A 22585-nucleotide genomic window follows, 5' to 3' on the forward strand; every position below is an offset into this window, starting at 1 on the left:
CCATGAATGAATTTGAGCTGATCGAGCGCATATTTTCACAGATGCAAGCGGCACATGCACCATTAATCGGTATCGAAAAAGGTATCGGCGATGATGCAGCCGTCATAGCATTGCCTGCAGGCTCGCGCTTGGTTAGCTGTATTGATACACTGGTTCAAGGTCGTCACTTTCATGCCGACTGGCAACACATTGACGAATTGGCATTTGCGATTGGTTATAAAGCCGTGGCGGTTAACGTCTCAGACATTGCCGCTATGGGCGCAACACCGCATAGTATTCTGCTAGCATTAGCATTGCCTGAACGTTTAGCGAACGAGCAATGGCTGACTGAATTTGCCAAAGGCTTGTTTCATGCCTGCCAATTATTCAAGGTTACCCTTATTGGCGGTGATACTACACGCAGCGAGCGCTTAGTACTCAGCGTCAGCGCGCAAGGATTACTTGCCGCAGACACGCCAGCTATTTATCGCTCAGGGGCGCAAGTTGGTGATAAAGTCTACGTATCAGGGTCGCTCGGCGATGCCAGCTATGCCCTGCAACATCCTGACAGTGCTCAAGGCGTAGAGCTTGCCCATCGTTTGCATATGCCTACTCCGCGTATTGCCTTAGGGGCAGCATTGGCAAAAATTGGTGCAACCGCGATGATAGATATCTCTGATGGTCTTTATCAAGATCTTGGCCATATCTGCCAACAGAGCAGCGTTAGTATGCGGCTTAATCTGGAGCAGCTACCTACTAGCAAACCATTAGCAAGCGTAGATTTGTCTGAGCGCTTATTGTGTCAGCTGGCGGGTGGCGATGATTATGAATTGGCTTTTACTTTGCCTGCGCATATTGAACCACCTACGGGCAACACGCTAGTCACCTGTATCGGTGAGGTGACTGCGATGACAACCCATAAAGACACAGACACACCTACCGCTTTACGTCCTGAGCTATTTTATCAAGGACAGCCAGTCACACCGACTCATCCCGCGCCGTTTTCTACATGGCCTACCCTTACCGGCTACCAACACTTCACAGGCTAATCCATGACTGATCACGACCTATCTAAGCCTGACATTAGCAAAGCCAATGACTGCCCTCCATTGCCCGTAAATGCTAGCCTGCTTGATCGTGTGGTTTATTGGCTCGGTATTGGTTTAGGTAGTGGCTTGCCGCGCCGTGCTCCCGGCACTTGGGGGTCAGTTGGTGGCTTAATCGTTGCCATACCTCTAATGAGCTTAGGCTTTGTGCCATTTTTGATTATTACCATCTTGTCCTGCCTCATTGGCATTTGGATATGCGGTCGTACCTCAGAGCTAATGCAAGGTCATGACGATCCGCATATTGTTTGGGATGAATGGGCAGGCATTTGGATTACTTTACTGCCGTTTTCTTACATGGGGGTGTCTACTGCCAGTTTTTGGCAAGACATTTCACAAAATTTATCTATCATTGCGCTTATCATCGCTTTTGTACTTTTTCGCTTTTTTGACATTATTAAGCCACCACCGATCGGTTGGGCAGACAAAAAAGTCGCCGGTGGTCTCGGTATTATGCTTGATGATATTATTGCTGGCGTAATGGCGGCAGCGGTATGGCTCGTTGTAATGCTCGGTATGCTGTTGTAGTCAATACTCTATAGATCAAATACGGTGTCAGGCTCGCTTAGTCCACTATTTCTAGTACTTTCACTTGCCTTCTTTGTATTTAAACTATATTGAACCGACTAGGGTCTGTTAAACATTCAAATGTGGTACTGGCAGTGGCTATTTTTTAGACAATACGCAGTGAAATTTTTGACGCCTAGTCGTTCTAGGGTAGACAATTTCGCCATGTATTGGCAAAAAATAGCCTTGCCCTGAAAGGCTGATGCTAAAATCGCACCAAACGTTGTTGTAAAACTAGCTAAGGTCTCGACATTATCGTCGGTTTACGCCTAGTTTGGTGCGATTTTAGCTATCAGCAGTCCTAATATTTGAATGTTCAACAGACCCTACATAAGCAGATACGCGGTTAGGCTTTTTTGTATGACTTACTATATAACCCTTTGTATAACCTTAAGTTACAAAGCTTGCACGGCATTGCGTTTTTTTGCATTGGCGTTTGCGCTATAATCATAAATTATATTTTGTTACATTTAACGAGCCACTATGATCTCTCCTCTTTCTGTAATTATCCTAGCTGCTGGTAAAGGCACGCGCATGCAATCGGCCAAGCCAAAAGTGCTACAGACACTGGCCGGTAAGTCTTTATTAAGTCACGTATTAGATACCTGTCACCAGCTGACTGTTGACGCAACTATCATCGTCCATGGTTTTGGTGGCGAGCAAGTAAAATCAGAAATTGCTAACCAATACACCCAATCCTCAATTACGTGGGTTGCCCAGACTGAACAGTTAGGGACAGGACATGCCGTTAAAGTGACCTTGTCTGATTTGCCAAAATCAGGGCAAAGCCTCATTCTATATGGTGATGTGCCATTGGTCAGCTGCCAGACGCTAGCGGCATTAAAGGTGGCTAATACTGACGGTATGTCGATGCTGACACTTACTGTCGACAATCCGTTTGGATTAGGTCGCATCAAGCGTGACCAAGCAGGCAATATCGAAGCCATCGTCGAGCAAAAAGACGCCAGCACCGATGAGCAAAGCATCCAAGAGATTAATAGCGGTATTTATTGCGTCGACAATGCCCTACTTCATAAATATCTGCCAAAGCTCTCTAACGATAATGCACAACAAGAGTATTATCTAACTGATATCGTTAAAATGGCCGTCGCTGATGGTATTACGATTGCCGCGATTGAGCCTGAGCATACGTTTGAGATTGAAGGCGTCAATAATCGTCAACAGCTTGCCAGCTTAGAGCGCACATGGCAGGGTAAACTGGTTGCCGATTTGCAAGAAGCTGGTGTACAGTTTGCTGATCCGAGCCGCGTTGATATTCGTGGCACCTTGACAGCTGGTCAAGACGTATTCGTCGATGTCGGTGTGGTGTTCGAAGGCGACTGTACTTTGGGTGATAACGTTTATATTGAAGCGGGCTGTGTCATCAAGAATGCCCAAATTGGTAACGCCTGTCATATCAAACCGTATTGTGTGATTGATCGCGCCGAGGTTGGTGCAGGTGTTGATGTAGGGCCTTTTGCCCATTTGCGTCCTGAGACCGTATTGTCTGATAACAGTAAGGTCGGTAATTTTGTAGAAATTAAGAAATCGACCATCGGTCAAGGCAGTAAAGTGAATCATTTGAGCTATATCGGTGATGCAACTGTCGGTACGGGCGTCAATATCGGCGCTGGTGTCATCACCTGTAATTACGACGGCGTCAATAAATCGCAGACTATCATCGAAGACAATGCATTTATAGGCTCTAACGCCAGCCTAGTCGCGCCAGTCACCATTGGAGATACCGCAACGGTTGCGGCAGGCTCTGTGATTACTAAAAATGTTGATAAAAGTGCTTTGGCATTTGGTCGCGCGCGTCAAGTGCAAAAAAATGACTTTCAACGTCCAATCAAAAAATAAATTTAAGGAATACTTATGTGCGGAATAGTTGGGGCAGTCGCTGAGCGTAATATCGCCAATATCTTGCTTGAAGGTCTAAAACGTTTAGAATATCGCGGCTATGACTCAGCTGGTTTGACAGTCATTCGTGATGGTGAGCTACACCGCGAGCGCCAAGTCGGCAAAGTACAGGCATTGGTCGATGCTGTCGCGGTTAATCCAGACGCTTTTGATGGTCACATCGGTATTGCGCATACACGCTGGGCCACGCATGGCGAACCTGCACAACGTAACGCCCATCCGCACGTATCAGGCAAGATTGCCGTGGTGCATAACGGTATCGTTGAGAACTATGCCGAGCTAAAAGAAGAATTAATGGCTAAGGGCTATGAATTCACCTCGCAAACTGATACCGAAGTCGTTGCGCATCTAATTCATGACATTTATAAAAACACGCCTGATTTATTAGAAGCGGTTCGTGCGGTTATTCCATTACTCCATGGTGCATTTGCGCTTGGTATTGTGCATATCGATTGCCCAGATGAGCTCATTACCGTACGTTTAGGCTCACCTCTCGTCATTGGTGTGGGTATCGGTGAAAACTTTATCGCCTCTGATCAGTTGGCGCTATTACCCGTTACCAACCGCTTTATGTATCTAGAAGAAGGTGACATTGCCAAGCTGACTCGCAATAGCATTAAGGTCTATGCAGATGGTGTTGAAGTGCAACGCCAGATACATGAGATTGATGCCGCCCAACATAATGCGGATAAAGGTGAGTTTAAGCATTATATGCTCAAAGAAATTTATGAGCAGCCGGACGCAGTGGCACGTACTATCGAGATGGCCATAAATAATAGTGAAACCTCTAAATTACGCGATGACTTTTTGCAGCGTCATGAAGTGCTACTAGCAGATATTCGCCATGTGCAAATCCTCGCTTGTGGTACCAGTTATCATGCGGGCATGGTAGCCAAATACTGGTTTGAAAGTCTGATACGTGTGCCCTGCTCAGTCGAAGTAGCCAGTGAATTCCGTTATCGTAACCCTGTCGTCGTCGATAATACATTGGTCATTTGTATTTCTCAATCTGGTGAGACGGCTGATACCTTATCAGCGCTACGTGATACCCAAAAACAAACCCCTGCAGGGCTAGTTAGCTTAGCCCTATGTAATGTACCAACCTCATCGTTAGTACGTGAAACCGATATTTTCTTACCGACCCTCGCGGGACCTGAGATTGGTGTGGCGTCTACTAAAGCCTTTACCACGCAGCTGGTGGCATTAATGCTATTGGTATTAAAGGTTGGGGTGGTTCAGCAACGTATGACTGGCGAGCGATTGAGCACATTGCTCGGTGAGTTACAACAGCTACCTGGTCAGCTGCATGCCAGCTTAAACCTAGATGCGCCTATCAAAACCATGAGTGAAAGCTTTGAAGATAAGAAAAGCTGCCTTTTCCTAGGTCGTGGTCTTCAATTCCCAATCGCCTTGGAAGGCGCGTTAAAACTCAAAGAAATCTCTTATATTCATGCAGAAGGTTATGCCGCTGGTGAGCTTAAACATGGCCCATTAGCGTTGGTCGATAAGGATATGCCTATCGTGGTGCTTGCACCCAAAGACAGTATGTTCGATAAGCTTAAAGCCAATATGCAAGAAGTTCATGCGCGTCACGGTGAGCTATTCGTATTCGCCAGTGAAGCCAGTCAAATGGTCGCAGAAGATCGTTTGCATGTAGTATATGTACCCGATGTTTGCGAGACGCTTGCCCCTATCGTTTATAGCGTGCCAGTACAGCTGCTGTCGTATCATGTGGCAGTCATGCGCGGAACCGACGTCGATCAGCCGCGTAATCTTGCAAAAAGTGTTACGGTTGAATAATTTTTACGTTTAGATAGTAAAAATTGTCATTTAGTAATTACCTATCATACTGAGTAATTATTTATCATACTGAGTAATAAAGTATCATCCTCTTGCTTAGATATTCACCCCTGCTATTTTCGATTCAATAGCAGGGGTTTTTTATGCGCTCAAAAAACTGACCTCTACTATAGAATCTGTAAACTTGAACTTGAGAGAATTTAGGGCGTGTTGAACATTCGACCATGGCACTGATTCGCGAATGTTCAACACGCCCTAATCAATCAGCGTTCACTATCTCGATAAGATCGAAGGCTTCTCTTCAAAAAAATGATAAATATATATATTCATTTTTATAGAAATACTTGTTACTATGACTGTCAGTCTATACAATGACCAGCAGTCACAACATGAATAGGTGTAGATTATGGGTATTCAAGAGCGCAAGATTCGCGAATTCGAACAACGCGGTCAGGAAATTCTCGATGCCGCTTTAAGTCTGTTTGGGTCAGATGACTGGGAACAAGTCACTGTTGAGCAGATTGCAAAAAAATCTGAGGTCGGTAAAGGCACTATTTATAAGCATTTTGAAAGTAAAAATGAGATTTATGTACGACTCGCCATTCGCTTTCAAAAACGCATGGCAAGTGAAATAGGTCTTCTCGATCAGTCGATGCCTGTGCTCGACCGGCTTAGCTGTTATATTCGCGCGGCATGGGAGATGCACTTATCTAGTAAAGAGCTACATCGAGTATTCATGTTTTGCAGCCGAGCTGAATTTCGCGCGCAACTGCCTAGTAATTTACTGACCGAGATGCAAGAAGCTGAATCGCGAGTCAGTATTTTTACCCACCAACTTATGGTTGAAGGTATTGAACAGGGCTTGTTTCCAAACAAACCGATCAATCTGCTAATTTTTGGCCTCCAGTCAATGTTTTGGGGTGCGATACAGCTCATATGGAGCGGTTATCTTGGCGACATTGATCATGAGCAACATTTGGAAGAAGTAACGAGTTTTATGATCGCTGGATTGGTACATCATAACCAGCCTATCCCGCAGACTAAAGACTAAGTAACACTATTAACCCCATTTTAAATTTTTAGCACGCCGATCTATACACGCTTTTTTTTACCTAACCGTGACCAACAGTCATATATAGACCAACAGTCTTAAAAGAGAAATCAATCATGAACCCGCATGCAAAAAGCTTAAAAAACTCACTGTACCCATCTGCTATTACACTACTGGTACTCGCCACTCTAGGAATGAGTACGGCGGCTATCGCTCAGTCAGAATCGAACGCCAGTAATAAAAATGAGTCGAATTTCACAGTGGGTGCTGGTTTGGCTTACTCACCAGAATATGAGGGATCAGAAGATTATAAGACCAGTGTCTTACCACTGCTTAATTATCGTAATGGTCGTTTTTTTGCGGGTGCGCTCGGCGGCATAGGCTATGACTTATCGACTAAAAAGGGTTTATCTATCGGGCCTGTTCTTTCTTATCAACCTGGGCGTGACGAGAGCGACCACGAACGCTTAAAAGGACTTGGTGATATTGATCCAAGTGCCAATTTAGGTGCTTTTGTGAAATGGGATCTAAAGCCATTTTCTGTGAATAGCACCATTAAGCAAGGCTTAGGTGGTGATGTAAGTGGCACTGAACTTAAATTAGGGGTTGGTTATGCGCTACCTTTAGGCCCTAAAGACAGCCTCAATTTTGATGCCTCTATAAATTGGGCGGATCAAGACATCATGGAGGGGTATTTTGGTGTCACACCAGAGCAATCGAATAGCTCTGGCCTTGCTACTTATGATGCCAGTGCTGGTATCAGACGTTATGGTGTGGGTGCCTCTTGGACTCATATCTATACCCCAAAAGTATTTTCAACGTTAAATGCAGGGGTTTATCAGCTCGGTAGTGAAGCGGCGGATAGTCCAATTACCACATCACGTACTGGTGGTCTCGTAGGCGCTAGTGTCGGCTACAAATTCTGATAAAAAAGCTGATGATATTTTTAGCAACAACAGGTGTTAGATTTTATGTGCTACAACGCTCAGAACAGTTACTTCAGGCACTAATAGGTGGTTGTAATAGTACATCCCGATAAGCCCTAAAACATAGCAAAACATAGAGAATTACAATGAATATTAAATACTGGGCTTTCCCCCTTAGTGTCGTACTGGCTTTGACAGCGGCATGTTCAAAAGAACCTGAGGTTATCGATACCAAGTCGGAAGAATCGAGTATTCGGACGGTTAGCGTAGATACGGTCATATTACGTCCTATGACTGGAAGTGTGACTGCTTCTGGATTACTGTTACCGCGCGAAGAAGTGGCAGTTGGTTCCGAGATATCAGGCTATCGAGTAGCTGAATTGCTGGTCGATGAAGGGTCAACCGTTAAGAAAAATCAGGTATTGGCTCGTCTTGATCCAAGTCTACTCTTAGCCAAAATCGCTCAAGCGGAAGCCAATCTTACTCAAGCTAAAACCCTTGCAAACCAGTCAAGCGCTGAAGCTGATCGCATCAAAGGCTATGAGGACATCGGTGCATTTTCAGAGGAAGAGATTGCGACCCGAGTGGCTAAAGCGAAGAATGCAGATGCTGGGGTTGAGGTGGCTCAAGCCCAGTTAAATGAATTACAAACACAACGCAATCTTATGGAAGTACGCTCTCCAGTAAATGGGTTTGTACTTGAGCGCATCGTGCGTCTTGGAGATGTCTCGGGGCAGTCGCAACCTATGTTTCGTCTTGCCAGCAATAGCTTAATTGAAATGGATGCTGAAGTACCTGAAGATGATCTTGCTACTATTACTATTGGTCAAGCTGCAACGGTCATATTACCATCGGGCGCTGAGTTACAAGGTAAAGTGAGACTACTATCACCTCGTATCGATCCAGAAACGAAACTGGGTCATGTGCGGGTACAGCTTCCAACCCACCCTGAGCTAAGAGCGGGTGGTTATGCGAAAGTTGTCTTTCAACAGGTTTCTACACCTGTCCCTGCTGTCCCTGAAAAAGCCGTACAGTTTGAGGCCAGCGGAGCGCTATTAATCGTCATTGATAAAGATAATTTGGCACGGCGTGTTATGGTAGAAACTGGCGCTCGAACCGATGGTTTTGTTGAAATTAAAAACGGACCAGCCGTCGGTACTCGTGTTGCACTTGGCGGTGGTGCTTTCTTATTGAATGGTGATGCCGTCAATCCAATCAGTAAAGCAAATGAGCCTAACGCTGTATCAGACAAGGTTGCACCAGCCACGAAGGTGACACCATGAATTTGCACATTTCGGCATGGGCAATTCGCAACCCAATCCCAGTTGTCCTCCTATTCATTGTACTCATGATTGCAGGGATGAGCGGTTACCGCGCTCTCCCTATTAAACTTTATCCAGACGTCTCATTTCCGATTGTCCAAGTAAGCGTTACCTTATCAGGTGCAGCAGCAAGCGAAGTTGAAACTCAGATTACTCGTACCGTCGAAGCTGCCGTATCCAATGTCTCTGGCGTCAAACATGTGCAATCCGTTGTCACACAGGGCTTGTCATCCAGTACGATTGAGTTCGAAATTGGGGAAGATGCACAAAAAGCAACGGACGAAGTGCGTTCAGCTATTGATCGCATCAGAAGCAGTCTGCCGTCTAGTATTGAAGAGCCTATCGTACAGCGTTTTGATATAGACTCAGCACCTATCGTCACGTATGCCGTCTCTACCGAAACGATGACGGATGTCGAGCTTAGCTGGTTTGTAGAGGATACCGTCGCGCGTCAATTAATTACGCAAGAAGGGGTCGCACAAGTCGATTTGGTTGGTGGCATCAACCGAGAGATTAATGTCACACTCGACCCCAATCGTCTGCAAGCATTAGGTTTGACAGCGCCCAATATCAATGATGCATTACGAACATCAAGCACCGATGTGCCTGGTGGACGTTCTGAAATTGGTGAGCGCGAACAAACGGTGCGCGTACTTGGCGCGGCCGAATCGGTACAAGCACTAAATAACTTGGTCATTCCAAGTATCAGTGGCAATACTGTTCAGCTCTCTGATGTTGCCACTGTCTCTAGTGGTGCAGCCGAAAGACGTGGATTTGCTTCTCTAAACGGTCAGTCGGTCGTTGGCTTTCAAGTCAAAAAAACCAAAGCCGCCTCTGATGTTGCGGTAGCAGATGCCATTGCTAGCGCCACTAGCCAGTTGGCAAAAGACTATCCTGATGTAAAATTTGAGCGCATTGTATCGACAGCCACCAGTACACAAAATAGTTTTACGGCTACTTTAAGCGCTTTGATAGAAGGCATGTTGCTTGCCGCCATCGTAGTATTTCTGTTTTTACGTAACTGGCGCGCGACGCTCATTGCCGCTGCAGCGATGCCGATTTCTCTCATTCCGACCTTTGCGGTGATGAGCTGGATGGGTTTTAGCTTAAACATGATTACCCTACTCGCTTTAACGTTGGTTATTGGTATTTTGGTCGACGATGCTATCGTTGAAATAGAAAATATTCAAAAGCGTATTGAAACAGGTCAAAGTCCCTATGAAGCCTCATTAGTAGGGGCTGATGAAATTGGGCTGGCAGTAGTAGCAACCACAGCAACGATTGTCGTTGTATTTTTACCAGTATCCTTAATGGGTGGTTTTGCCGGTCAGTTCTTTAAAGAGTTCGGTTTTACGGTTGCTATTTCGGTATTGTTTTCACTGTTAGTCGCTCGCTTACTGACCCCTTTGATGGCCGCCTATTTATTAAAGCCATCAACCAAACCACATGAACCCAAACCCTTTAAAGGTATTTACCGCACAGTGCTAGATCTTGCGCTCGTGTACCGTTGGACATCACTTGGCCTAGCTGGATTGCTACTCGGCGGCTCTGTTTTTCTAGCCACACTGCTACCAACGGGTGTGACACCTCCACAAGATAACGGTATTGTTCAACTGTCTATTGAAGGCGCGCCTGGGGCAACCTTGGATGACATGCGCCGTAGTAATGATGTCCTAACCAAAAAATTGCTTGCTTTAAACGAGGTAAAAACAGTATTTACTTCGATCGGTTCAAACTCTAGTAATGGTGATGTGAGCTCTGGGCAAGCAACGGTACTGCTTACAGAAGAAAGATCACAATCAACACAATCTTTCCAAAGCTCACTAGGTGCTCTATTGCTGAGTGTTCCTGACGTGCGTATCGGTTTTGGTCAGGCTGGCGGCGGCGGTAGTACCACGCTGCAAATTGTCTTAGCCAGTGAAAACGCTGATGCGTTATCTGAATCGACTCTCAAGCTTGAACGCGAAATGCGTGAGCTTGCCGAGCTTAGTAATGTGCATCAAGTGACACCTAGACCCAGCTCGGAGCTGATTATAACGCCCAAACCAGCTGAAGCAGCTCGTCTGGGTATTACCTCTAGTACGCTTGGCTCAGTGATTCGTGTCGCCACCCTTGGTGATGTCGATTCCAATACTGCCAAATTCAATACAGGTGATCAGCGCCTGCCTATTCGTGTGCGCTTGCCTGATAGCGCACGTACCGATTTAAAAACCCTTGGAAACCTAGAAGTACCAACCTCTAACGGAACCTCAGTTCCTTTGTCAGCAGTGGCTGATCTCAGTTTCCAACCAGGTGCATCACGTATTGATCGCTATGATCGTAAGCGCCGTGCCACTATTGAAGCACAGCTCAATGGCGTGACCTTGGGAGAAGCAACAGCCGCCATTGATCAACTGGATACTCTCCAGAACCTACCCTCTGACGTGACTCAACCTGCCTTTGGTGATAGTGAAACCATGAATGAGCTTTTTTCTAGCTTTGGTATTGCCATATTGGCGGGTATCGGTCTCATCTACGGCGTGATGGTGCTGTTATTCAAGAGCTTCTTTAAGCCAATTACGATATTAGCGGCATTACCTTTATCACTAGCGGGTGCATTTTTGGGCTTACTGATAGCAGGCAGCTCACTTGATTTATCAGCACTGATTGGCTTATTGATGCTCATGGGATTGGCAGCTAAAAACTCAATTTTATTGGTTGAATTTACCATTGAAGCTGAAAATAAAGGCGCATCACAAAGAGAGGCGTTACTCTCGGCTTGCCGTGAGCGTGTACGTCCAATCGTAATGACAACGATAGCCATGGCGGCGGGGATGGTTCCTACCGCGCTAGCACTGGGCGAAGGGTCAGAGTTCCGTGCGCCTATGGCTATTGCCGTCATTGGAGGACTGATTAGCTCGACATTGTTATCACTTATTTTGGTACCCGTGGTCTATGAGTTAATCGAAGACTTTGAACTATGGATAAAACCAAAGCTGGCTAAATTGGTTGAGCTGCCACCAGAGAAAAATTTGGAGCCAGTCGCAGCGAAAAGAGAGAATAACGAACACGATTAATCACTTACTTAATACAAGCATTCGCTCTCTTGAGCGTTTACGTGCAAAGCCTTTAGCAGCCAGCGGCTAAAAAATACCTGCTGTCTGCTGGGTTTTGCAAAATTTGAAAGTTGATAAATATAATATAAGGATAAAATTATGTTAAAACAAATAACCGCTCCAGATCATGTGATCGCCCTATCCCTAGATGGAACGCTGACTGGTGAAGGTCTACAAGAATATCGTCATGTTTTGGAAAAAAAACTACAAGAGCATGATCAAATTGGTCTCTATATTGATATCACAGAGCTCACTGACATGACTGCGAATTCGATAGTAGAAGGGACTAAAGCGGACATGGAGCTATTTAGTCACATAAAACAGCTGAATAGATGTGCTTTTGTGTCAGATAAAGAATGGCCAAAAGCGGCTATCTCAATCGCTGATCGACTACTGCCGATGTTAGAGATGAAAGTATTTTCTTCAAGTGAGAAAGCAGACGCCTTAAGCTGGGCAGCTGAGAAATCCGAGCAGCCTATAGAAAAGCGTGGCGCCATTCGTTTCTTGCCTACGAATAAAGACAACGTGCTCGCTTTTGAGGTGGACGGTGTATTGTCCTCAAGTGAAATGCCAGGCGTTACGCAAAAGCTTGAGCAATTCCTTGATGATCATGACACGGTAAGATTGCTTGCCCGAATGAAAAACTTTGATGGTTTCGATCCCTCTATCCTTATACACAGCAGCGGTTTACTATCCATGAAAGTGGCTGCTATGAAAAAGCTAGAGCGCTACGCTATCGTCGGCGCACCGCGCTGGATGTGTACATTCATTGAAACGATGAACCCAGTTTTTCCAAAAGTGGACATCAAAACCTTTACTGCCGATCAAGAACATGAGGCGCTTGCTTGGCTTGATGCTGAGCTGGTGAAATAGCTTTTATAGAACGATAACTGACATATTTGCTTTTACTAACAGCTCTTCAAAAGAAGGGCTGCTCTATTTGTAAGTCGAACTAATAATAATATTGGCTCAATGAGACATTTAAATGCTTACTTTAGAAGCGTCTTGATATGTCCTCAATGTTTAAAATTACTGCACTTATATTCTATTGATATGATTTAGGACACCATCAAATGGTCAGAAAACATGCTCAAACAACATGGGCTTTACTATCGGCGATAGCAATATTGAGCATATTAGCGATACTTTTGCTGCTGACACTGTTCATCTAATGACAGTTTCGGTATATAACAGTCTCGGTATATTTTTAAGCAAATACGACTAAAGGTAGACATAACAGTCTAGAGTGAAATGGACACTACGTTTTTGAGGTTACTAGTTTTTGAGGTTACTATATGGTATCTGACACGTCATTTTTATTAATAGGAACGTTGGCGATGCAAGCCAATACCACCAAAGACACTGTGCGCCATTACCATGATATGGGTTTACTAAAATCCCGTAAGCGCCAAGCAGGTTCGCGCCTATACACTGAGTTTCATCCAGAATGTGTCGAGCGTATCGACCTGATTAAAAATGCACAAGCGGTCGGTTTTAATCTCAACGAACTTAAAGTCTGGTTGAATGATTATTATGATGGCACTCTCGATATTGATAAGCAAATGGATGTGATTTCCGAAAAGATTGCTCAAGCGCAGCGTCAACAAGTCAATTTAATCAATGTGATTAACCAACTTAGTGCGCGCCATACCGCTTTAAAAGAAATGAAATCAGATAATATTGGCAAAGCAAATATTCAATAATGCATTGGCGATTGCCAACAGCAGACGTAGTGACCCTTCGTCATTCAAAGAAAAGCGGTCAAAGTGCTAAAACATAGTCGCAGTGATATTCCATCTATGAGATGAATTGTCACTGCGACAGTCGTGCTTAGCGGAGATTAATTATTTTTGATCTCTTTCTAATACCACTCGATAGCGAGCGTTACCACTCTCTAGTCTCTCGAATGCTTCATTTATCTCAGACATTTTATAGGTTTCAGTCACTGGCTGAATATTATGTCGAGCAGCAAAATCCAGCATTTTTCGCAGGGTCGACGGTGAGCCGACTGGTGAGCCTGATAGGCTGTTTTGAGCCATGATCATTGGCGCAGCTACTATCTCTAACGGCGCTTCTAATAGACCAACAAAATGCAGTTTACCTTTTGGTCTCAACGTTTTAATAACGACATCCCAATTCATATCAACGTTCACTGTTGATATGATTAAATCAAAAGAGCCCGCTGCTTTTTTGATTTCGTTCTCATCTCTTGAGTTTAAAGAGTGATGAGCACCCAACTCTTTTGCTTCTTCCATCTTTGATTCACTGGTAAATGCTGTCACTTCACAGCCCCACGCATTAGCAAACTGAAGCGCAAGATGACCCAGACCACCGATACCGATAACCGCTACTCTAGAGGTTGGTTTGATATCGTATTGCATTAGTGGGTTAAATACTGTGACGCCACCACACAGCAGTGGCCCTACCGCATTGAAATCAAGCCCTTCAGGAATTTTGATAACGCTGGTATCTTTTGCGCGTACTTTATCTGCAAAGCCGCCATGGTTACCAATGATGGTTCCTTCCTGCTTAGCACAGAGGTTATGGTCACCGCCGATACATAGATCACAAATATTGCAGTATCCTTTATGCCAGCCAAGACCGACTTTATCGCCAAGCTCAAGATGCTTTACGTGCTTGCCTTTTGCGAGGACTTTACCTGCAACTTCATGCCCACCGACAAACGGATATTCGGTCATACCCCATTCGTTTTGCCACATAGAAAGGTCACTGTGACAGACACCGCAGCTATGCACTTCGATTTCTACTTCGTGATCGCCTAGAGTGCCAGGATCATATTGATAAGGCACAAACTCGCCGCCTTTCTCTTTTGCTGCGTATGCATTAATCATCATTATTCCTTATTTAATAGTATTTATGGAGGAGTGCTCATAACAAATGAGCCAGTCGTTTCTAACGATTCGAATTTTTCCCATTCAAAAAAGGGTTGTCGATAAGTTGAACTGGCCTGACCAAAGATTGGTTAAGTTATACCATCCAAGCCAATAGTTGTAAGACTATCATAATACAAAGCCTCGTACTTGAAAGGCGACGAATCACCAACACTATCGCTTTGCCGCCTCAATCGGAATGTTCAGCATGATTGTCGACAGAGACATTGGATTCATAGTGACATGTATGGCTTTGCGATAGTAACTAGCAGGGCAATCACATCGTTTGTGCTTGTGTGCTTGTGTGCTTATAAAATGACAACAAGCCCATACTTAATCAATAAGTATGGGCTTGTCTGTGTTAGACCTAGCATTATTACTGCTAATGCTAGGTCATGTATACGATCAAACAAAGACGTTAAATCATATTTTACTGTCCGTTGTTTTCTGCTCTTTGCCATTTGGCACAAGCCATTTAGCAAACCATCCTGACAGATCATCCATCAACGTATAGACGACTGGGATGACCACCAAACTCAGCAGCGTTGAAGTCACTAGACCACCCAATACCGCTGCTGCCATCGGTCGCCTAAAGGTAGGATCTGCATCACCCCAACCAAATACCAATGGCAACATACCTGCACCCATTGCAATGGTGGTCATGATGATAGGACGCGCACGCTTATGACAGGCATCAACAATCGCCTCAAAACGCGCCAGCCCACGGCGCTGGGCAATCAATGCATAATCGACCAACAGGATTGAGTTTTTGGTCGCAATACCCATGAGCATAATAAAACCGATCATCGAAGGCATCGATAGGCTACTGTTGGTAATAACCAAGCCGACAAACGCACCGCCTATCGATAAAGGTAGTGCCATCAAAATAGTAAATGGCTGCAGCAAGCGACCAAACAATAAGATAAGCACGCCTAAGATACAGACCACACCCACTGACATCGCGATGATAAAACCACTAAAGAGGTCAGCCATGTTTTCGGCTTGGCCTTGATCGATAATGGTAATCGAAGGCGGCAATTGTTGCATGGTCGGTACTGACTTGACTGCTTGTACCAAATCGCCTAGCTCGCCATCTGCCGGCTGCACCGTAATGCTAATGGCGCGCTCTCGATCCAACCTACTTATCTGAGCAGGACCTGTGCCAAAATCTAACGTAGCGACCTCGCCCACACGTACTCCTTGACCTGCAGACATTGTGCTCGGCACGTACAAGCCTTCTAACTGACTGACGTTTTGCTTAGCAACATCTGGTAGGCGCACCACGATAGGAATCTGACGAGTATCAAGATTGAGCTTGGATAAGCGCTGTTCGTAGTCGCCGACAGTCGCCACACGTAAAGTCGTAGCGATATCTTGCGTGGTCACGCCTTTATCAGCCATCGCTAACCTATCTGGTGTCACCGTTAGCTCTTGACGTGGCAAACTGCGATCACTGGTCACAGCACCTACGCTTGGCAAACCTCGAATTTCAGTCATGATTTGCTGAGCAGTTTGCTCAAGTAGCTGTGGATTGGTACTGGTTAACGAAAAATTATAGCCACTCTCACCGCCGCTCGATAGCCCAACGGTAAAGCGAGCCCCCGGTACTTCTGTCATCAATTTACTAATTTTGCGTTCTATTTCCTGTTTTGTACCTCGTTCTGCACGTGGTGCAAGCACAATATCCAAACTGGCAATATTCTCCGCTTTGCTACCACCAGACTCTGAGCTCATGGATGCTTGTGCTTCTCCCACTGACGTAAAAATGTTAGTCACCTCAGGCATGGCTAAAATGCGCGCACTGGCAAGCGCTGACACGCGCTCCGTATCTGCGAGCGACACATCAGGGGTTAGCTCAATAGCCACACGGGTTTGGTCAATATCGTTGTCTGGAATAAAAGAAGTCGGTAGTAGTTTCACTAATGCCAACGAGGCCACGAACAACACCAACGTTGCACCCATGGTCAGCCAACGATGATGAAGCGTCCACGAGACAATTTTGAGATACCACGTCATCAATGCACTTTGCTTTTCGACATGCTTTTTCTCGGGTCGTAAAATGTATGCAGCCATCATAGGTGTGATCAAACGCGCCACCATAAGCGATGCAAAAATCGATAACGCAGCCGTCCAACCGAATTGACGGAAAAACTGCCCAACAATACCGCCCATAAAGGCCGTCGGTAAAAACACAGCAATCAAGGTAAAAGTAGTGGCGACAACAGCCAAACCAATCTCATCAGCGGCTTCCATCGCCGCTTCATAAGGCGTCTTGCCCATCCTTAAATGCCTGATGATGTTTTCGACCTCGACGATTGCATCATCGACCAGTACCCCAATGACCAATGACAATGCCAATAGTGAGATAATATTGAGACTAAAGCCAAATAAGTACATACCTAAGAAGGTTGGAATCACTGACAGCGGTAACGCCACAGCGGCAACAATAGTCGCCCGAATATTGCGTAAAAACAGAAATACCACCACTACGGCAAGCAAGCCACCTTCGATCAGCATACGTAATGAAGCTTGGTAATCTTCCGCAATAGGCGTCGCTCGATCATAGACCTTTTCGATACTGATATTGCCCACATCGGCAGTCAACTTGGCAAGCTCGTCATCGACCAGTTCCATCACCTCAACTTCACTGGCACCACGCGAGCGAGTGATATTAAATGCAACCACCGTTTGACCGTCGAGCTTAGCGATAGAGCTGGGATCAGCCGCACCATCAGTGATTTGTGCCATACGTCCAAGTGCTTGAGTGCCACCTGTAGGGACAGCCACTTGTAGATCATTAAGCTCGCCTGCACGCTCGACCGCGCCCAAAACGCGAATGGTTTGGGTGGTTTTACCCACTTCTGCTTCACCACCTGAGCTGTCTTGTTGAATACCTGCTATTTGCTGTGACAGCTGGGTAATCGAAAACTTCAAACCACTCAAAGTGATAGGATCAGCTGCGACCGTAATCTCACGCTGAAGCCCGCCGATACGACCGACTGTACTGACACCTGGTATATCAGAGAGCCGTTTGGTGACCGTGTCATCTACAAACCACGAGAGATCCTCTACACTCATATTGTTAGCAGCGACAGAGTAAGTAACGACTGGAAATCCTGCGGTAGACACCTTGGTAATGATTGGATCGTTGGCGGCGGCTGGCAGATCACCACGTACTTCGCCAACTGCCGAACGTACATCGTCGACCGCTTCTTGAATGTCTTTTTCTAACGTAAACTCGGTGGCAATGGTCGCCGCACCCGTCTGTAGGGTGGTACGAATATGACTCACACCTTCGATACTGGTCAGTTTGTTTTCAATCTTCTTTGCGATATCGTTTTCGAGCTGCGAAGGCGCAGCCCCAGGTAGGGTCACCGTGACGACCACCGCTGGCAAGTCTATATCTGGAAACTGTTGTACCTTCATTTTCATAAAGCCATAGATGCCCCCTAAGATTAGGAGCACAAATAGCAGAATAGCCACGAGTGGGTTTTTGATCGAGTAAGCGGAGACGTTTAAGCTCATGATTGTGCCTGCGTTGCTGTACTCGTTTGGCTCACGCCATTAACTATACGCACTAGGTCGCCATCGTTCAAAAAACTACCGCCCTGTTTTACGATACGACTATCGCTTGGCAGAGGCTCTAGCACTGCTACGTTCTCACCAAGTCGCGCGCCCAAAGTCACTCGTTGTTGCTTGATACGACCCATGGACTTACCGTCTTGGTTTGTAAGACTGGTCACTAGCATCACATAATCATAACCGTCATTGCTAACGATGGCGCTATTAGGAATCGTTTGGGTGCTGGCACTCCCTAGTAGAAATTCGCCAGTCTGATACATGCCTGCGCGTACTTTTGAGTTGGCCGCTAGACTCGCATAAATAGTGATCTGGCGGTTATTTTCCGCCGTCGGTGCGATACGGCTCACTTGTCCCATCACTGAATCACCATTTGGCAATCCTACTCGCACCGATGTGCCGACATTGATGTCACCGATAAGTTTAGGATCTATATCTGCCCGCCACTCCAAAACACCACCTTTGATAATCGTGAACAGTGGCTCACCGCCAGCCACCATCCCAACTTCCACCATTTTTTCACTGATAATACCGCTGACAGGCGCCACAACCTTTGAATTATCTAGCGTCAAGCGCTGATTATTTAAGCGGGCTTTGGAGGCCTGCAAAGACGCTCTAGCTCGCATCTCAGAGGTACGATAGCGATCGGCCTCTTGTTTGCTAATGGCATCAATATCTACCAATGGCAAGACACGTGCGGCATCAGCGCTGGCATTGGCAAGCGTTGCTTCAGCTTCTGCCACATCGGCCTCTGCTTGCAAAACTTGCTGCTCCATGGCATCGGTATCAAATATCGCCAATACTTGACCTGCTTTGACCCGCTCACCTTCCTCAACCAGTACACGCTCAATAGCCACACCATTGACTTTAGCGCTGACATTAGCCACATCCTTGGCATTGATGGTGCCGTCAGCACTCAACGTATTGCCAATCGTATCTTGGCTTGGCATCACCGTTTCTACCGATAATACAGATTGTTCTGTACTAGTGTCGATAGTAGGGGTGCCATCATTTTGTGTACTGGCAGATGCTAGTGCCTCGTCATTCATCGCTTTATCACCAGCACCCCAGTATTTTCCAAGCAGAACACCCATGACCAGCACAATGCCCAATACTGGCAACAACCATAGCGGCAATTTCGACGAAGACTTATTAGCATTAGCCAGCGTGTCAGGTTGACGATATGGTGGCAGCTCAGATTGAGGAGATGGTTTAGGATTGGTTTCTTCAAGATCGCTCATGATAGGTCTCTATAAATACGGGCAATAATAAAAATTAAGATAGTCGGTCATTGGAATGTGTTTTTTGATCGCACACTCTGGCAATACTGAGCCTATCCCACTAACGATGGGGTCAGTAGTAAAAGAGCAAAGGCAGATTGGCTAAATGAAAATGGGATAACAGTGGCACAAGCAGGCGTAGACGTCTGTTTCATAATACATCCTTGTATAAATATTCAGACAGTTGAAAAGTAGTGGTACAAATAACACGATAATGATGCAACCTCATAAATTGCCACACTACTCGATGCATATCAATGACAATCAGCGAACACATGAGTTAGTATTAATAAATAAAAACTACCAAAGAGCTATTTTCATCAACTAAAGCGATGGCAGAAAAAATGATGCATAAATCATTGATTTCGCTCGCTCTTTATATTCATAATTTGACATCAAATAATGAGCATGACTAACAAGGATAAATAGCATCCCGAATTATTCGGTAAGAATGCAGAGAAAAAAACTCTGCTATGCATTGGTGTAACGGCTGGCTTCTGGCATCCAGCGATGGATCAGCTGGCTGACATCGGCTTTACGTGCAGGATCTGCAATTAAGTGTTTGGCGAGACGCTGGGCAATCGCAAATAATTGCTCATCACGAATCAAATCCGCCAAATAATAACCAACATTGCCCGTTTGACGTTTGCCTAACAGCTCACCTGGCCCGCGCAGTTCCAAATCTTTTTGGGCAATAACAAAGCCATCGGTGCTGTCGCGCAATACATTTAGACGCTCAGTGCCCGTCTCTGATAACGGCTTTTGGTATAGTAGAACGCAGAAGCTTTTGGTCGAACCACGACCTACACGTCCGCGCAACTGATGTAGTTGCGATAGACCCAAACGCTCGGCGTTCTCGATAACCATAAGCGACGCATTAGGGACGTCGACGCCAACCTCAATGACCGTTGTGGCAATTAACAAATCAAGACTTCCGGATTTGAATGCTTGCATGATGGCCTGTTTATCAACGGATTTCATCTTGCCATGAACAAGACCAATACGAATATTTAAGCGCTCATTTAAGTCCTCATAAGTGGCTTCAGCGGCTTGTGCATCCAGCACGCTAGACTCTTCCACCAGCGAGCAAACCCAATACGCTTGCCTGCCCGCCTCACAATTAATCGCAATACGTTCGATCACCTCATCACGGCGGTTTCGATCAATCGTCACCGTCGTAATTGGCGTGCGACCCGGTGGCAGCTCATCAATGATGGAGGTATCCATATCGCCGTAGACACTCATCGCTAGCGTACGCGGAATGGGCGTTGCCGTCATTATTAGCTGATGCGGCGTGCTATTAGTCACGCCTTTACTGGTCAAAGCCATGCGCTGCTCGACACCGAAACGGTGCTGCTCATCGATAATAACCAAGCCCAATTTAGCAAACTGTACTTGCTCTTGAAATAACGCATGGGTGCCGACGACCACTTGCACGGTATTTTCAGCCACAGCTACCAACGCTTCACGGCGCTGCTTTGCGGTTTGCTTACCCGCCAGCCAGCCAACCCCAACGCCTAAGGGTTCAAACCATTGTTTAAAATTAACCAAATGCTGCTCTGCTAAAATCTCTGTGGGTGCCATAACAGCCACTTGCCAGCCACTATCAAGCGCATAGCCCGCCGCGCCCGCCGCCACCAACGTTTTGCCAGCGCCTACGTCCCCTTGTACCAGTCGTAGCATCGGAATAGAAGTCGCCATATCGGCCGTGATGTCTTTCATCACTCGTTGCTGCGCGCCCGTTAAATCAAACGGCAACGCGGCAAATAATTGATCAGCCAATGGGCTTTTAGTGGCGCATTTAGGGGCTTTATGCTGATGCAATTGCTGACGACGATATAACAGACTGAGTTGATGCGCGGTCAACTCTTCAATGATCAAGCGCTGACAAGCTGCATGGGTGCGAGCACTTAGTTGGGTCAATAGCTGATATTGCCGCCCAGCATCGGTATAAGTTGGTGGAGTGTGCAATAGTACCAAGGCTTCAAATATCGTCAGGGTATAGACATTATTAGCGGCCATCGTATCGAGATTATGATTCATCGCGTCATACGTTGCATCATAAACAGCGGGCTGGGCTTTATTGACACTATTACCAGTAGTATTGTCGGGCACACTGCGGGCGAGCGTCGAAAAAATATCTTCAGACTCATACGCCTCTATTACCGATTTTTTTGGTGGTTCAAAAGGTACCAATGGTAAATCCCCAACGACGGCAAAATCTTCATTGGTAAACAGCGTCATCGGTAGACCCTGACTACGCACCGTTTGTAGTGCCAACTTAATCAAAGTACGCAATTTATTCTGATGCAAGCCTTTGACACTGGGATAAATGGGCTGCAACCCAGTATTGGTCATGGCGCTACTATCAGTGATGATTTGATATTCGGGATGGTGCATCTGCTTGCCATAACGGCTCACTTTTACTTCGCCGAACAATTGCAATTGTGTACCCAAACTCATGGTCTGCGCCAGACCACGATAGACCTTAAAAAACCGCAATGATATCGTATCGGTGTCATCGTCTACAATTACGGTCATGCCACTGCGCTTGACATCGACGTGTACCACACGCCCAGTGATTAATGCTGCTTGTCCATGCCCCACGTCTGCTATCGATACCAGTCGGCTGCGGTCTTCATAATCTCGTGGCAGATGCAGCAGCAAATCAAAGATTCGTACGATACCCAACTGCGCGAGTTGCTCAGCAACCTTAGAGCCGACGCCTGCCAACGCCGTCACTGGCATATCGAGTGCCGATAGAGGTTGCTCAGATATCCCATGAGCGGTTGACTGGGCTGAGGAAGGAGCTGAAGCGTGACTGACCGACATGGGCATCAAAAATCCTAACGATATTGGTTTTAAATTCCGTAAGCGCAAAATGTCTTATTAGGACACGCCCTAAGCATTCTACTGCTAGTAATGAGCTGCAAAGGTGATAGCAATCAACCAGCTATCAAAATACTGAATCAGTCTCATTATAACTGACAACATGATTGATTATGCTAAGCTATTTAGTAATACTGCGTTTAGACACTTTGTAGAGAAATACATCCAGTCTATTTTATA

The 22585-nt window shown here is 45.9% G+C and carries 14 protein-coding genes; 10 read left to right on the top strand and 4 right to left on the bottom strand.

All coding sequences use genetic code 11. The annotated features are described in order from the left end of the window. Positions 1-2 precede the first annotated feature (2 nt). The 10 genes from thiL to ACTQ9T_RS14290 all read left to right on the top strand — a co-directional run bounded on the left by thiL (position 3) and on the right by ACTQ9T_RS14290 (position 13469). Entirely contained in the window at positions 3-1028 is a 1026-nt protein-coding gene (thiL, locus tag ACTQ9T_RS14245) for a thiamine-phosphate kinase (protein WP_440465460.1), read from the top strand. 3 nt (positions 1029-1031) lie between these two features. Next, positions 1032-1613 carry a phosphatidylglycerophosphatase A family protein gene (locus ACTQ9T_RS14250; RefSeq protein WP_010200521.1) on the top strand — a complete coding sequence of 194 codons (582 nt, stop codon included), beginning with the start codon at positions 1032-1034 and terminating at the stop codon, positions 1611-1613. 522 nt (positions 1614-2135) lie between these two features. Next, positions 2136-3512 (top strand): bifunctional UDP-N-acetylglucosamine diphosphorylase/glucosamine-1-phosphate N-acetyltransferase GlmU, encoded by a 1377-nt coding sequence (glmU, locus tag ACTQ9T_RS14255; protein WP_440465461.1) that lies wholly within the window; start codon positions 2136-2138, stop codon positions 3510-3512. A gap of 15 nt (positions 3513-3527) precedes the next feature. Then, positions 3528-5372, top strand: a complete 1845-nt coding sequence (glmS, locus tag ACTQ9T_RS14260) for a glutamine--fructose-6-phosphate transaminase (isomerizing) (protein WP_210541267.1) — start codon at positions 3528-3530, stop codon at positions 5370-5372. Between the two features lie 406 nt (positions 5373-5778). Beyond that, positions 5779-6423: a TetR/AcrR family transcriptional regulator gene (locus ACTQ9T_RS14265; RefSeq protein ID WP_194620972.1), complete on the top strand. Its 645-nt coding sequence runs from the start codon at positions 5779-5781 to the stop codon at positions 6421-6423. A 116-nt stretch (positions 6424-6539) separates the two neighbouring features. Continuing rightward, positions 6540-7349, top strand: a complete 810-nt coding sequence (locus ACTQ9T_RS14270) for a MipA/OmpV family protein (RefSeq protein ID WP_440465462.1) — start codon at positions 6540-6542, stop codon at positions 7347-7349. Between the two features lie 146 nt (positions 7350-7495). Further along, a complete protein-coding gene (locus tag ACTQ9T_RS14275) occupies positions 7496-8632 on the top strand; it encodes an efflux RND transporter periplasmic adaptor subunit (RefSeq protein WP_440465463.1) in 1137 nt (378 codons plus the stop codon). Next, positions 8629-11727 (top strand): efflux RND transporter permease subunit, encoded by a 3099-nt coding sequence (locus tag ACTQ9T_RS14280; protein ID WP_440465464.1) that lies wholly within the window; start codon positions 8629-8631, stop codon positions 11725-11727. The genes ACTQ9T_RS14275 and ACTQ9T_RS14280 overlap by 4 nt, the downstream gene beginning before the upstream one ends. A 138-nt stretch (positions 11728-11865) precedes the next feature. Beyond that, on the top strand, positions 11866-12639 hold the full coding sequence (locus tag ACTQ9T_RS14285; protein WP_440465465.1) for an STAS/SEC14 domain-containing protein: 774 nt from the start codon (positions 11866-11868) through the stop codon (positions 12637-12639). Positions 12640-13061: 422 nt separating this feature from the next. Then, positions 13062-13469 carry a MerR family transcriptional regulator gene (locus ACTQ9T_RS14290; RefSeq protein ID WP_189586974.1) on the top strand — a complete coding sequence of 136 codons (408 nt, stop codon included), beginning with the start codon at positions 13062-13064 and terminating at the stop codon, positions 13467-13469. A 141-nt stretch (positions 13470-13610) separates the two neighbouring features. Here ACTQ9T_RS14290 and ahr read toward each other — a convergent pair whose 3' ends face one another. The 4 genes from ahr to recG form a co-directional block, all read right to left on the bottom strand. After that, positions 13611-14618, bottom strand: a complete 1008-nt coding sequence (gene ahr, locus ACTQ9T_RS14295; RefSeq protein ID WP_189586973.1) for an NADPH-dependent aldehyde reductase Ahr — start codon at positions 14616-14618, stop codon at positions 13611-13613. Positions 14619-15080: 462 nt separating this feature from the next. Further along, positions 15081-18182: an efflux RND transporter permease subunit gene (locus ACTQ9T_RS14300; protein WP_440465466.1), complete on the bottom strand. Its 3102-nt coding sequence runs from the start codon at positions 18180-18182 to the stop codon at positions 15081-15083. Next, the gene (locus ACTQ9T_RS14305) at positions 18179-19477 is read right to left on the bottom strand and encodes an efflux RND transporter periplasmic adaptor subunit (RefSeq protein WP_440465467.1); all 1299 of its coding nucleotides are present in this window, start codon (positions 19475-19477) and stop codon (positions 18179-18181) included. The genes ACTQ9T_RS14300 and ACTQ9T_RS14305 overlap by 4 nt, the downstream gene beginning before the upstream one ends. A 510-nt stretch (positions 19478-19987) precedes the next feature. Then, positions 19988-22354 (bottom strand): ATP-dependent DNA helicase RecG, encoded by a 2367-nt coding sequence (gene recG / locus ACTQ9T_RS14310; RefSeq protein WP_440465468.1) that lies wholly within the window; start codon positions 22352-22354, stop codon positions 19988-19990. Positions 22355-22585 lie beyond the last annotated feature (231 nt).

It is taken from the genome of Psychrobacter sp. ASPA161_6 (genome assembly GCF_051970285.1).
In the GTDB taxonomy this organism is placed as follows: Bacteria; Pseudomonadota; Gammaproteobacteria; order Pseudomonadales; family Moraxellaceae; genus Psychrobacter; species Psychrobacter glaciei.

Bases quoted from the DNA above. Each gene is read 5' to 3' on its own strand.
- ACTQ9T_RS14280 (WP_440465464.1), top strand. From the start codon at position 8,629: ATGAATTTGCACATTTCGGCATGGGCAATTCGCAACCCAATCCCAGTT.
- ACTQ9T_RS14285 (WP_440465465.1), top strand. From the start codon at position 11,866: ATGTTAAAACAAATAACCGCTCCAGATCATGTGATCGCCCTATCCCTA.
- recG (WP_440465468.1), bottom strand. From the start codon at position 22,354: ATGCCCATGTCGGTCAGTCACGCTTCAGCTCCTTCCTCAGCCCAGTCA.
- glmS (WP_210541267.1), top strand. From the start codon at position 3,528: ATGTGCGGAATAGTTGGGGCAGTCGCTGAGCGTAATATCGCCAATATC.
- ACTQ9T_RS14275 (WP_440465463.1), top strand. From the start codon at position 7,496: ATGAATATTAAATACTGGGCTTTCCCCCTTAGTGTCGTACTGGCTTTG.
- ACTQ9T_RS14270 (WP_440465462.1), top strand. From the start codon at position 6,540: ATGAACCCGCATGCAAAAAGCTTAAAAAACTCACTGTACCCATCTGCT.
- thiL (WP_440465460.1), top strand. From the start codon at position 3: ATGAATGAATTTGAGCTGATCGAGCGCATATTTTCACAGATGCAAGCG.
- ahr (WP_189586973.1), bottom strand. From the start codon at position 14,618: ATGATTAATGCATACGCAGCAAAAGAGAAAGGCGGCGAGTTTGTGCCT.
- ACTQ9T_RS14265 (WP_194620972.1), top strand. From the start codon at position 5,779: ATGGGTATTCAAGAGCGCAAGATTCGCGAATTCGAACAACGCGGTCAG.
- glmU (WP_440465461.1), top strand. From the start codon at position 2,136: ATGATCTCTCCTCTTTCTGTAATTATCCTAGCTGCTGGTAAAGGCACG.
- ACTQ9T_RS14305 (WP_440465467.1), bottom strand. From the start codon at position 19,477: ATGAGCGATCTTGAAGAAACCAATCCTAAACCATCTCCTCAATCTGAG.
- ACTQ9T_RS14300 (WP_440465466.1), bottom strand. From the start codon at position 18,182: ATGAGCTTAAACGTCTCCGCTTACTCGATCAAAAACCCACTCGTGGCT.
- ACTQ9T_RS14290 (WP_189586974.1), top strand. From the start codon at position 13,062: ATGGTATCTGACACGTCATTTTTATTAATAGGAACGTTGGCGATGCAA.
- ACTQ9T_RS14250 (WP_010200521.1), top strand. From the start codon at position 1,032: ATGACTGATCACGACCTATCTAAGCCTGACATTAGCAAAGCCAATGAC.